Annotated in this window: 12 protein-coding genes; 7 read left to right on the top strand and 5 right to left on the bottom strand. The window is 64.3% G+C overall.

Features of this window, described 5'->3' with window-relative positions; translation table 11 throughout:
* The first annotated feature begins 25 nt into the window (after positions 1 to 25).
* From NDO48_RS09530 to NDO48_RS09520, 3 genes are read left to right on the top strand one after another with little or no spacing between them, the layout of a single operon-like run.
* On the top strand, positions 26 to 274 hold the full coding sequence (locus NDO48_RS09530; protein ID WP_267321387.1) for a hypothetical protein: 249 nt from the start codon (positions 26 to 28) through the stop codon (positions 272 to 274).
* 11 nt (positions 275 to 285) lie between these two features.
* On the top strand, positions 286 to 600 hold the full coding sequence (locus NDO48_RS09525) for an antibiotic biosynthesis monooxygenase family protein (RefSeq protein WP_018428315.1): 315 nt from the start codon (positions 286 to 288) through the stop codon (positions 598 to 600).
* 2 nt (positions 601 to 602) lie between these two features.
* A complete protein-coding gene (locus tag NDO48_RS09520) occupies positions 603 to 974 on the top strand; it encodes a bleomycin resistance protein (protein WP_018428316.1) in 372 nt (123 codons plus the stop codon).
* A 21-nt stretch (positions 975 to 995) separates the two neighbouring features.
* On the opposite strand, the gene putA is transcribed toward NDO48_RS09520, so the two are convergent.
* Positions 996 to 4,601 carry a bifunctional proline dehydrogenase/L-glutamate gamma-semialdehyde dehydrogenase PutA gene (gene putA, locus NDO48_RS09515; RefSeq protein WP_018428317.1) on the bottom strand — a complete coding sequence of 1,202 codons (3,606 nt, stop codon included), beginning with the start codon at positions 4,599 to 4,601 and terminating at the stop codon, positions 996 to 998.
* A gap of 168 nt (positions 4,602 to 4,769) precedes the next feature.
* Between putA and NDO48_RS09510 the strand changes: the two genes are divergently transcribed.
* The gene (locus NDO48_RS09510) at positions 4,770 to 5,222 is read left to right on the top strand and encodes an Lrp/AsnC ligand binding domain-containing protein (protein WP_026227265.1); all 453 of its coding nucleotides are present in this window, start codon (positions 4,770 to 4,772) and stop codon (positions 5,220 to 5,222) included.
* Here the strand turns inward: NDO48_RS09510 and NDO48_RS09505 are convergent, their stop codons facing one another.
* From NDO48_RS09505 to NDO48_RS09490, 4 genes are all read right to left on the bottom strand, one after another.
* Positions 5,223 to 6,431: a cytochrome-c peroxidase gene (locus tag NDO48_RS09505; RefSeq protein ID WP_267321386.1), complete on the bottom strand. Its 1,209-nt coding sequence runs from the start codon at positions 6,429 to 6,431 to the stop codon at positions 5,223 to 5,225.
* A gap of 4 nt (positions 6,432 to 6,435) precedes the next feature.
* Entirely contained in the window at positions 6,436 to 6,876 is a 441-nt protein-coding gene (locus tag NDO48_RS09500; protein ID WP_026227267.1) for a FixH family protein, read from the bottom strand.
* Positions 6,877 to 7,147: 271 nt separating this feature from the next.
* Positions 7,148 to 8,605 carry an NAD-dependent succinate-semialdehyde dehydrogenase gene (locus NDO48_RS09495; RefSeq protein ID WP_018428321.1) on the bottom strand — a complete coding sequence of 486 codons (1,458 nt, stop codon included), beginning with the start codon at positions 8,603 to 8,605 and terminating at the stop codon, positions 7,148 to 7,150.
* Between the two features lie 181 nt (positions 8,606 to 8,786).
* Positions 8,787 to 9,737 carry an AEC family transporter gene (locus tag NDO48_RS09490; RefSeq protein WP_026227268.1) on the bottom strand — a complete coding sequence of 317 codons (951 nt, stop codon included), beginning with the start codon at positions 9,735 to 9,737 and terminating at the stop codon, positions 8,787 to 8,789.
* A gap of 161 nt (positions 9,738 to 9,898) precedes the next feature.
* On the opposite strand from NDO48_RS09490, the gene NDO48_RS09485 reads away from it, so the two are divergent.
* The 3 genes from NDO48_RS09485 (at position 9,899) to NDO48_RS09475 (ending at position 12,094) form a co-directional block, all read left to right on the top strand.
* Positions 9,899 to 10,444 carry a histidine phosphatase family protein gene (locus tag NDO48_RS09485; protein WP_018428323.1) on the top strand — a complete coding sequence of 182 codons (546 nt, stop codon included), beginning with the start codon at positions 9,899 to 9,901 and terminating at the stop codon, positions 10,442 to 10,444.
* A gap of 136 nt (positions 10,445 to 10,580) precedes the next feature.
* The gene (locus tag NDO48_RS09480) at positions 10,581 to 10,889 is read left to right on the top strand and encodes an acyl carrier protein (RefSeq protein WP_018428324.1); all 309 of its coding nucleotides are present in this window, start codon (positions 10,581 to 10,583) and stop codon (positions 10,887 to 10,889) included.
* A 17-nt stretch (positions 10,890 to 10,906) separates the two neighbouring features.
* Positions 10,907 to 12,094, top strand: coding sequence for a beta-ketoacyl-ACP synthase (locus NDO48_RS09475; RefSeq protein ID WP_018428325.1), 1,188 nt, complete (start codon positions 10,907 to 10,909; stop codon positions 12,092 to 12,094).
* The last annotated feature ends 13 nt before the right edge of the window (positions 12,095 to 12,107 follow it).

The raw sequence follows: 12,107 nt of genomic DNA, 5'->3' as shown, positions 1-12,107 counted from the left end.
TCAGCTTCGAAAGAGGATGACGACAATGTCTTTGTTGAACACTCTGGATGCCATTTCGGCTGTGCGCGGTGACGGCCTGCGGCCAGAACTGCGCGAATTGATCGACCGGATGGCAGCGACGTCCTTGAGCGACAAGGTCACCGAACTCGCTCATTATCGCGACGCAGGCATCCGTCAGGCCGGCCCGAATCCGGTAAACGCGGCGCGCCTCGCCGACGAAAAGATTGTGACATTCCACCCGATCCGGCCAGCCGATGCCGGCACGAACACCTGAGAGGAAAAAGCATGTATATCGCCATGAACCGCTTCAAGGTTCAGAACGGCTCAGAGACGGCGTTCGAGGACGTCTGGAAGAACCGCGATTCGACCCTCAGCGAAATGAAGGGCTTTCGCGAGTTCCACCTGCTGCGTGGGCCGGTGAACGAGGCCGAGGGCTACACGCTCTACGCCTCGCACACGGTATGGGCGAGCCAGGACGATTTTATCGCCTGGACGAAGTCGGAGAATTTCCGCGCCGCGCACAAGAATGCCGGTTCGTCCAAGGCGTCCTATGTCGGCCATCCGCAGTTCGAGGGCTTTTCGGTCGTCGAAGGCGCCTGAGAATGACAGATCTGGCCCGCAGCATTCCCGTCATGCCCTCGCCAGACATTGGCGAGAGCCGTGACTTCTACCGCGACCGGCTAGGCTTCGAGGTCATCGGGCCTGACATGGACGCCTACCTGATCGTCCGGCGTGGCGAGGTCGAGATCCATTTCTGGAAGACGGACGACCGCAAGCTGCCCGAGGTCACGTCCTGCTACATCAGGGGCGGCGAGGTCCCTGCCCTGCACGCCGAATTCTCGGCGCGAGCGGTGGAACGGCTGAGCCCCTTTACGGTGCGACCGTGGAACATGAAGGAATTCTACATCCACGATCCGCACGGCAATCTGCTGCGGTTCGGATGCGCGCCGGAAGAGATCGAGGGGCAGGCCTGAGCCTGCCCCTTTCGTTTTTGATCAGACAGATGCCAGCAGGCTGGCGTTGCCGCCGGCGGCTGTCGTGTCGACGCAGACCGCCCGCTCGTGGGCATAGGCTGCCGGGTAGATCGTTTCACTGATCAGCGGAACGATCGGCCCCTTGCGCTCGGCCAGCACCTTGCGAATGGTCTTCATGCCTTCCTGCGTGCCTGAATAGGCAACCGCATCGACTGCCAGCGCCCGCGCCTCGACCGGGTCGGCACGAGCGTCGAGAGCAGCCACAGGCAGGCCCTTGCCAAGCAGCGCCTGCAGGGCCGCCGGGGCACCGGGGGCAACCGCCAGCACCGAGCACCCAGCGGCGAGCGCCTGGATCGCCTGGGCGAGCAGCGTCTCGGTATCGGGCCCGAGCACGAGCACGCGTCCGCGCGGGTTGAGCGACAGCGTGTTGGCCTCGCCGGTCGGTCCGGGCAGGTCGACCTGGCCGAAATCGATTCCGGCAGCAGCGGCGATTGCCTGCGCACCCTTACCGCGCAAATGCTTGCGCAGGATGGCGATACGGTCGCCGCGCGTCGCCCATTCGCCGGCATCGACCAGATTGTCGACCAGCTCGGTTGCCGTCACCTTGCGGCCGTCAGCCGTGACCTGGCCGCTTTCGGCCGACTTGCGGAACCGGCGCAGATAGTGCGGGCCGCCCGCCTTGGGACCGGTGCCGGAAAGGCCTTCGCCGCCGAAGGGCTGCGAGCCGACCACCGCGCCGATCTGGTTGCGGTTGACGTAGATATTGCCGGCATGAATGCTGTCGACGATGTGCTGCACGCGTCCCTCGATGCGGGTGTGCAGGCCGAAGGTCAGGCCGTAGCCCTTGCGGTTGATGGCCGCGACCACCTCGTCGATCTGATCGGCATCGAAGGTCGCGACATGCAGCACCGGGCCGAAGACCTCGCGCTCCATGTCCTCGATGCCCTTGACCCTGAAGACATGCGGGGCAACGAAACGGCCGTCGGCAGGCGCGTCGAGCTTGGCGATCAGCTTGCCGCCAGCTTCCATCTTGGCGCAGTAATCGCGAATGCCGCTCTGCGCTTCCTCATCGATGACGGGGCCGACATCGGTGGACAGATGCCAAGGATCGCCGACGGTAAGCGCATCCATGGCGCCCTTCAGCATCTCGACCATCTTCTTCTCGACGTCCTTCTGGACGTAGAGCACGCGCAGCGCCGAACAGCGCTGGCCGGCACTCTGGAACGACGAGGCCAGCACGTCGCGGATCGCCTGCTCGGGAAGTGCCGTGGAATCGACGATCATGGCGTTGAGGCCGCCTGTCTCGGCGATCAGCATGGCGTCGGGCCGGGCGGTCTCGGCAAGCTGCCGCTCGATGATCTTGGCGACCTCGGTCGAACCGGTGAAACAGACGCCGGCAATGCGCGGGTCGGCCGTCAGCGGTCCGCCGACATTGGGGCCATCACCCGGCAAAAGCTGGATCACGTCCTCGGGCACGCCGGCCTCGCGCATCATCTCGACGGCACGCGCCGCGATCAACGGCGTCTGCTCGGCCGGCTTGGCGATGACGGTGTTGCCGGTCACAAGTGCCGCTGCAATCTGGCCGGTGAAGATGGCCAGCGGGAAGTTCCATGGCGAGATGCAGACGATGGCGCCGCGCGCCTCGGTGCCGGCCTCAGCCTTCTCGGCTTCGGCGGCGTAGTAGCGCAGGAAGTCGACCGCCTCACGCACCTCGGCCACGCCGTCGGACAGCGACTTGCCGGCCTCGCGGGTGGCAAGCGCGAAGAACTCGACCGCATTGGCCTCATAGAGGTCGGCGGTGCGGCGCAGGATGGCCGCACGCTCGGCGACAGGCTTCTTCGCCCAGGCCGGCTGCGCCTCGACGGCGATGCGAACGGCCGTGTCCACCTGCTTGGCGGCAGCCTCTGTCACGGTGCCGACGACGTCGGACGGCTTGGCTGGGTTGATCACCTTGCGCGAGGCGCCATAGCCAGCAGCACGCGTGATCGGTTTGGCCGTCCAGCGGTCCGGGCCCTTGAATGCCGACTTGGCATGATCGATCGCTGCCAGCGTCGTGATGTCGGTGATGTCCCAGCCCTTGGCATTGGGACGGCCAGCGCCGAAGATCGCCGAAGGGGTCGGGATCGACGGATTGGAGGCCGGCCCTTGCGTCTCCACCGTTTCGAGCGGATCGCGGGCGATGTCCTCCGGGGCCACGTCCTCGTCGGTCAGTTGATGGACGAAGGACGAGTTGGCGCCGTTCTCGAGCAGGCGGCGAACCAGATAGGCAAGCAGGTCGGAATGCGCGCCGACAGGCGCATAGATGCGGCAACGCGTGCCCTCGGCCTTGCGCACCGTCTCATGCAGGGCCTCGCCCATACCATGCAGGCGCTGGAATTCGAACGAGGTGCGATCCGAGGCCATCGACAGGATGGCGGCGACCGTGTGCGCATTGTGCGTGGCGAACTGCGGGTAGATACGATCCGTCATCGACAAGAGCTTGCGGGCGCAGGCCATGTAGGAGACGTCGGTATTGGCCTTGCGGGTGAACACCGGATAGCCAGGCAGGCCCAGCGTCTGGGCGCGCTTGATCTCGGTGTCCCAATAAGCACCCTTGACCAGGCGCACCATGATCTTGCGGTCGAGCTTGTTGGCGAGAGCATAGAGCCAGTCGATGGCAAACGCCGTGCGCGGGCCATAGGCCTGTACGACGACGCCGAAGCCGTGCCAGTCGGCGAGGTCGGGATGAGCGAGCACGCGCTCGATGACGTCGAGCGACAGGTCGAGGCGGTCGGCCTCCTCGGCGTCGATGTTGAGGCCCATGCGGGCGCGCTTGGCGGCCAGGCACAGCGACAGCAGCCGCTCGGCCATGACAGGCAGCATGTCGTCCTTGTGGGAGACTTCATAGCGCGGATGCAGCGCCGACAGCTTCACCGAAATGCCGTGGTTGTAGCGGATGTCAGGGCCGTTGGTGCCATTGTCGAGCGACGAGATCGCCTCGGCATAGGCGCGGTGATAACGCAGTGCGTCGGCTTCGGTGCGGGCGGCCTCGCCCAGCATGTCGAAGGAGTAGAGATAGCCCTTCTGGATCATCGAGCGGCCACGCTTGACCGCTTCGGTGATGGTGCGGCCGAGCACGAACTGCTCGCCCATTTCGCGCATGGCAGCGGCAACCGCGGTGCGGATCACCGGCTCGCCGAGACGGCGCACCATGGAACGCAGCGTGCGTTCGATCGAGCCCTCGCCTTCGTCCAGCACGCGGCCGGTCAGCATCAGCGCCCAGGTCGAGGCATTGACGAAGATCGAGCTCGAACCGCCCGAATGCGACGACCAGTCATGTGGCGCGATCTTGTCGGCGATGAGATCGTCCATGGTCTCGGTGTCGGGCACGCGCAGCAGCGCCTCGGCCAGGCACATTAGCGCCACGCCTTCCTTGGTCGACAGGCCGTAGGCGGACAGGAACACTTCCATCAGCCGCGGATCGGTCGAGCCGCGAACGGCGCGCACGAGATCGGCCGCACGGGCGGAAATCGCCTTGCGGTCGTCGGCGGAAAGGTTGGCCAGATCAGCCAGCCGCTTCACGGCGGCGGCTTCGTCTGGAAGGTAGTTGGCGCGAATTTCCTGGCGGATGGCGTCGAGCGCTGACATGGCGATCCTGTGGAGCGGTTGAGGCTACGCCCGGCGCGAACCCACGCCCGAGCATTTTGACGAAAACTAGCACGTCGCCCGGATTCCGGCCGGTCCAAATAATTCGACTTTGCAGACTAACTGACCTAGGATCGAAGGCAATTATCTTCCAAATGAGCCGCAATATCCATGTCTGAAGATCAATTGGACCGTATCGACCGCAACATCATGTTCGCCCTTTCGCGCGACGGACGCTTGTCGATGGCTGAGCTTGCCACAAAAGTGGGACTTTCCAAGACCCCGGTGCAGGCGCGGGTCAAGCGACTGGAGAAAGAGGGCTTCATCAGGGGCTATCAGGCGGTCATCGACAGCGAGCGCATGGGCGAAGGCCACGTCGCCTTTGTCCAGGTCAAGCTTTCCGACACCCGCTCGGCAGCCCTCGACGATTTCAACCGTGCGGTCCATGCGGTGCGCGAGATCGAGCAATGCCACATGATGGCGGCGAGCTTCGATTACCTGCTGAAGGTCCGCACCAGGGACATAGCCACCTACCGTCGGGTTCTGGGCGAACGCATTTCCGCCCTGCCCCACGTCGCCCAGACATCGACTTTCGTGGCGATGGAAACGGTAAAGGACCGCTGACTACTCGCTGAGCGTCTTGAGGAAGGCCACCAGCGCCGCCTTTTCACGATCGGAAAGTGCCACCGGATGTATCTCCGTTTCGCCCTCGATAGCCTTCGGGGCCGTGGCATAGTGGCTGACGACCTGCTCCAGCGACACGAACTGGCCGGCATGCATGTAAGGCGGGCGCTCGGCCACCCCGCGCAAGGACGGCGTCTTGTAGGCCCTCACCAGTTCCGGTGAACTCTTCTGCATGAAACGCAACTCTCCGCAGGCCTCCTCGCCGCCATCACGGAATTTGCCGAGGCAGTTGAACGGATCGGCCTGCACCTCCGCGAGAACGGCGACCCGGCCGCGGTCCTCAAACAGACCGGACACCGGCGGAACGCCGGTGTTATGAAAATGGTTGTCGGTGAAGCGCGGGCCGGTATGGCAGGTCGAGCAATTGGCCTTGCCGATGAACAGCCGGAGCCCCTGCCGTTCCTCTGAAGTCAGATCGTCTCCGGCCGATGGTTGCCGGCCTTGCGCCAAAGCATCGGTGAAGCGGTCGAAACGGGTCTTGCCATGGACGAGCGAACGTTCGAAGGCAGCGATTGCCTTGCCGATGTCGGAATAGAGGCGATCGATGCCGTCGCGCTGGGCGTCGGTCATCCCGGCCCAGGCCGCCTGTTCGGCGGGCGTCCCGAACGGTCCGGCACTTGCCGGCAGGTTTGAAAGGTCGGGCAGCGGCCGGAAGATCCGCTCATAGCGCTCGCCGAAGCGGCGCTTGATGTAGTGCGCATAGGCCGTGCGTGTGCCGGCATGTTCGAGCGGATTCTCGAGCGGCGTCAGCGCCTGCGACCACAGGCTGTCGCGCCTGCCGTCCCAGAAGAAGAACGGATCGCGCGCCACGCCCGCCAACGGCATGGTGCGCCTGTTGGTCTCGCCCACGCCCTTGCCGCGCGGCAGATCGTCCTGGAACTGGCGGTCGATCTTGTGGCAGGTGCCGCAGGCAACATTGCCGTCGCGGCTCATGCCGGTGTCGAAGAACAGCGTCGCTCCAAGCGCTGCAGCCCCCGGATCGTCGGCGAAACGGTTGGTCGGATCGGGCGGCAGCGGTGCCAGCGCCGACAAGGACATCGAGGCGATCGTGCGTTTTTCGGTATCTGTGAAGTCGGCATCGCTGCAGCCTGCCAGCATTGCCACGAGCGCCGCGGCCGCTGTCAGTTTGGAAAGCGGGCCGCGTGCCATGGCCTCATAACACCAGGTTAAAGGTGGCGTCATCGGCGCCAGCCGGAGCCGTGATACCGAACTTGAGCTGCCACCAGCCAGTCATCGAGAATTTCATGCCCTCGATGCGATAGCGCCCGTCTCCCAGATAGGCCGTCGCCTCGGGGCTGGTCGGCAGACCATGCGCATGCTCGGGCATGCCGCCGCCGATGGTGATTGCTGCCCCTTCAACCGGCGCGCCCTGCCGTGTTTTCACCGTCAGCACCCAATTGTGCAGGTCGCCCTGCCTGGGCTCGCCGGCCTCGGGCGCAATAGACAGGGCGTATAGGCCCTTGGCCGAATTCTTGGCGCGCGCGAGGTCAGGCCCCGGCTTCTCCGGCGCCGTCAGGTAGACGACAGCGAGAAAGCCAACCGCGAGGGCAACCAGCCCGAACGCCCCGACGACCATGCGCCACGCTGAAGTCATTCCACTTCCTCCCGCCTGCCGACAACGTATTGCCGACGGCACGCCTTCCCGACCGCATCGGATTCGCGGCATCCGCAAGATGGCCCGATCTCACCAGCTTGGCTATTCGATCAGTGACACGTGACCGACGCCCATGAGCCAGGCCGCCTCACTGGATCGGCCGAAAACAAACAACTACAGCAACTTACGCGAGTTTTCGGATTCAACGACAAAAGAAAACGCGCGGTCCGGCTTGGACCGCGCGCTGCCCTTGGCACAGCGATGGCGCGCCCTAGAGCCCCAGTCCGCCGATGCAGACATATTTGGTGTCGAGATAGTCCTCGATGCCCTGATGACCGCCCTCGCGGCCAAGACCCGACTCCTTGACGCCGCCGAACGGCGCTTCAGGCGTGGTGATCAGGCCTTCGTTGACACCGACCATGCCGTATTTCAGTCCTTCCATCACGCGGAAGGCGCGGCCGAGATTGCCGGTGTAGAAGTAGCTCGCGAGGCCGAATTCCGTGTCGTTGGCGAGCGCAATCGCCTCCTCTTCGGTCTCGAACTTGAACACCGGAGCGACCGGGCCGAAGATCTCTTCCTTCATGAACATCATGGCAGGCGTGGCGTCGGAAATGACCGTCGGCTCGAAGAACGAACCGCCAAGCGCGTGGCGCTTGCCGCCGGCAACCACCTTGCCGCCCTTGGCGGTTGCGTCGGCGATGAACTCCTCGACCTTCTCGACAGCCTTTTCGTCGATCAGCGGGCCCTGCTGCACCCCGGCATCCAGGCCGGAACCGACCTTGAGCTTGTTCGAGGCCTCGGCCAGCTTGGCCACGAACTTGTCGTAGATGCCGGCCTGGGCGAAGAAGCGGTTGGTGCAGACGCAGGTCTGGCCGGAGTTGCGGAACTTCGCAGTAATGGCGCCTTCAACGGCGCGATCGATATCGGCGTCGTCGAAAACCAGGAACGGCGCATTGCCGCCGAGTTCCATCGACACCTTCTTCACGGTCGAAGCCGACTTGGCGATCAGCATCTTGCCGACCTCGGTAGAGCCGGTGAAGGTGATTTTCTTGACCAGCGGGTTGGCGCAGATCTCGTCGCCGATTTCGCCGGCTGAACCGGTCACGACGTTGACCACACCCTTGGGGAAGCCGACCTCCTCGCACAGCGCGCCCCAGGCAAGGCCCGAATAAGGCGTCTGCGAAGCAGGCTTGACCACGGCGGTGCAACCCGCCGCCAGTGCCGGTCCGAGCTTGCGTGACAGCATGGAAGACGGAAAGTTCCACGGCGTGATGGCCGCGATGACGCCCACCGGCTCCTTGGTGACAAGCACACGGCGATCGGCCCATGGCGACGGAACCACGTCGCCATAAGTACGGCGCGCTTCCTCGGCGAACCACAGCACATAGGCTGCCGACGAGCCGATCTCGCCCTTGGCTTCCGTCAGCGACTTGCCCTGCTCGATGGTCAAAAGCTCGGCGAGCGAGTCCTGATTGTCCATGATGGCGTCGTGAAGCTTGCGCAGAAGCTTCGAGCGTTCGAGCGCCGAGGTCTTGCGGAAGGTCTTGAAGGCTTCGCTCGCGGCTTCGATGGCGCGGCGGGTCTCGGCGGCTCCGGACCGCGGTACGGTGCCGATCTTCAGGCCGGTGGCGGGGTTGATGACGTCGACGGTCTTGCCGGAATCAGCCTGCACCCATTCGCCGTTGATGAGATTGGCCTGCCTCATGAACTGGCTGGCTTTCTGGAGCATGGATTGGCCTCCTTGTGTGGCGTCTAACGGACGCGAACTGATCTTGGAATTCGTCGAAGCGGCGTCCGCGCGGATCGGTCGATGTCCGGCACGCCATGTCAGAGACTAGTAGCGTGCCGCGAGCCCGCCGAGCAACCGGATTATGGCATAGATACGTTGGTCCAGCCGCAACCAAATGCCGTCAGCCGAACACCATGGTGGCGACCGTCAGCCAGAAAGCCGTGGTCAACACAGCGCAGCCGGTTGCAATCGTCATCTGGTTCGAGGCCAGCGCCTGCCCGGTGCCGAACTGGATGGCGATCAGGTAGGAATTGACGCCCGACGGCAGGCTGGCGGCGGCCACGGCCACTTTGGCCGGCAAGGGCGGCAGGCCGAACAGCCAGGCAAACCCCAATGCGACTGCCGGCATCAGCATCAGCTTGAGCACCGACAGGGCCAGCGCCGGCTTGATGTTGCCCGAGATGCCGAATTTCCTGAGCCCTACCCCCATGGCAAACAGGGCCAGCGGGCCGGCGATGTTGGCCAGTGCATCGACGAATCTGCTGGCAAGTCCCGGCAGCGGAAATCCGGTCGCGCGCCACGCCAGTCCGGCCAGGATGCCGAGGATCAGCGGGTTGGTGAACACCTTGCGCAGGAAGTCCCTGATGATTTCGAGGGGATGCAGCGGCTCGTCGCGGCGCGGCCCGAACAGCTGGAACAGGATGATGGAGGCCATCATCATGGTCGGCAGGTGCACCGAGATGATCAGCGACAGCACTTCGAAACCCTGCTGGCCGAAAACGCCGAGCATGAAGGGGATGCCGAGCAGGACCAGATTGGAAAACGCCGACGACACGCCGCCGACGACCCCGGCCTGCCCGTCGCGCCCGAACAATCGCGTCGTCACCAGATGGCCAGCCGTCCAGGTGACGATGACGGCAGCGAAATAAGTGGCCCACAGCGCCCAGGGCGCGGAACCGTGAAAATCCGCCCCGATCATGGTGCGGAACAGAAGCAGCGGCAGCGCCACCCCGATGGCGAATTCCGAGAGCGCATCGCCGGCCTCAACCCTGAGATAGCCGGTGACGCCGGCAAGATATCCCAGTGCCACCAGGCCGAAGACGAAGAGCACGGTTTCAACGAGTGGGGACATCTGCGCTTTTTCTCGGGAATCGAACGGGACGAGCATCGCCGCCGTCGCCGCGCCGATCAAGCTTGGATGGTTAAGCCAGTATAGCGAAAGCACTTTCTGCGCGCCTTGCCTTTCAATCGGCTTTGGCATCCCTATATCCGCAACGCCGGCCAGGATCTTTCATGCTCAGAATTGCCTTTGCGCTTTTGCTTTTGTCTTTTGCAGTGCCTGCCCAAGCCACCGAGGCCGGCTGGGCCCTGCTGCGCAATGGCGGCCACGTCGTGCTCCTGCGCAACGCCATGACGACGGGCACCGTCGAGCCTCCCAACTTCGACATCGAGAAATGCTCGACCCAGCTCAACCTTTCCGACCGTGGACGCCAGCAGGCGCGCAAGATCGGTGCGCTGTTTGCCGCCCGCGCCGCACCGGTCGAAAAGGTGCTGGCGAGCCGCTATTGCCGGACGCTGGAGACAGCCCGCCTCGCCTTCGATGACCAGTCCGTCGAGCCGATGGCGGCACTGGACAAGCCCACCGACGCCACCCAGCATGCCGACGTCGCTGCTGTCATGGACATCATCAAGAACTTCTCGGGCTCCGACAACATCGTGCTCGTCACTCATCTGGAGAACATCCAGGCGCTGACTGGCGCAGCCGCGCGCGAGGGTGAGGCGCTGATCGTCGGCCTTCAGGGAGACAAGCTGCATGTGCTTGGCCGCATCGTCTTTTGACGCTCCGAACCCCGCACCTTCCCCGGCGGACGGGCCCGGATGCGTCAACCAAGGCGCAGAATTTGGCCTTTTCCTGTCCGGAAAAACCGATTAGACAGCCCCTCAACACTATGCGCGCAGAATCTGTTTCAGGTTCATGACCGCACTCATCAAAGGAAAAGCCGTGTCCACGACCTTCGAGAAAGTCGCCAAGATCATTGCCGAGACGAGTGAGATCGACATCGACACCATCACGCCCGAGAGCCACACCATCGACGACCTCGGCATCGATAGCCTCGACTTCCTCGACATCGTCTTTGCGATCGACAAGGAGTTCGGCATCAAGGTGCCGCTCGAGAAGTGGACGCAGGAAGTCAATGACGGCAAGGCTTCGACCGACGAATATTTCGTCATGAAGAACCTGTGCGCCAAGATCGACGCACTCGTCGCCGCCAAGAGCGCCTGAGAACACTGAAGCCGCCCATGGCCAATCGCGACGTCGTCATCACCGGCATCGGCCTCGTCTCTTCGCTCGGCGAAGGCGGCGAGGCTCACTGGCAGAAGCTCAGCGCCCCTGACGCTGCGCCCGTCATCGACGTGGAGCGTTTCTCGCCCTACTCGATCCATCCCCTCCCGGAAATCGACTGGGGCCTGCAGATCGCCAAGCGCGGCGACCAGCGGCAGATGGAGACCTGGCAGCGGCTGGGCACCTACACTGCCGGCATGGCGCTCGATGACGCGGGCATCAAGGGCAATGACGAGCTCAGCACGACCATGGACATGGTCGTGGCTGCCGGTGGCGGCGAACGCGATGAAACGGTCGACGCCGGCGTGCTTGCCGCGTCGGAGACGCGCGGCGACCGCGACGTCCTGCTGAACGAGAAGCTGACCACCGAACTGCGCCCCACACTGTTCCTGGCCCAGCTTTCGAACCTGTTGGCCGGCAACATCTCGATCGTCCACAAGGTCACCGGCTCCTCGCGCACCTTCATGGGCGAGGAAGGCGCAGGCGTCTCGGCCATCGAGACGGCTGCAGCGCGCATCCGCTCCGGCCAGTCGACCCATGTGCTGGTTGGTGGTGCCTTCCAGACCGAACACTCCGACATGCTGCTCGGCTACGAACTGGCCGGCTACCTTCATCGTGGCCCATGGAAGCCCGTGTGGCAGCGCCAGGGCTCCGAAGGCGGCGGCGTGGTTTCCGGCTCCGGCGGCGCATTCCTGGTGCTTGAATCGCGCGAGCATGCCGAAGCCCGCGGCCAGAAGATCTATGCGCAGCTCGGTCCCGTCGTTTCGGGACGCGCCCGTCGTCGCCGCGACGGTGGCCTGGAGGCCGGGTTTGCCGAACTGCTGACCAGGGCGCAGCTGCCCGACGGTGAGTTGCTGGCGATCTCGGGTGCATCAGGCGCCCATGCCGCCACCGCGACCGAAAAAGCAGTGCTCGGCGCCAAGCCCATTGCCGCACGCGCGCTCTCGTCGCTCACCGGCCACATGAAAGAAGCTCAGTTTCCCTTTGCCGTGGCCCTTGCCGCGCTCGCCGTCGATCGCGGCGCGGGCTACCCGGCTTTCGAGGCTGGCGAGAAGGAATTTGCCGGAAAGCCGCGCAATGTTCTCGCAACTGCCGTCGGCTATCACCAATTCGAAGGCTTGGCGCTCGTCTCCGCGCCGCGCTGAAGGGTGTCAGGAC

Origin of the sequence: Aminobacter sp. MET-1, assembly GCF_026521175.1 — a bacterium.
Taxonomy (GTDB): domain Bacteria; phylum Pseudomonadota; class Alphaproteobacteria; order Rhizobiales; family Rhizobiaceae; genus Aminobacter.
Note: the sequence above shows the minus strand (reverse complement) of the source record. Positions and strands in the feature narration are given on the sequence as shown.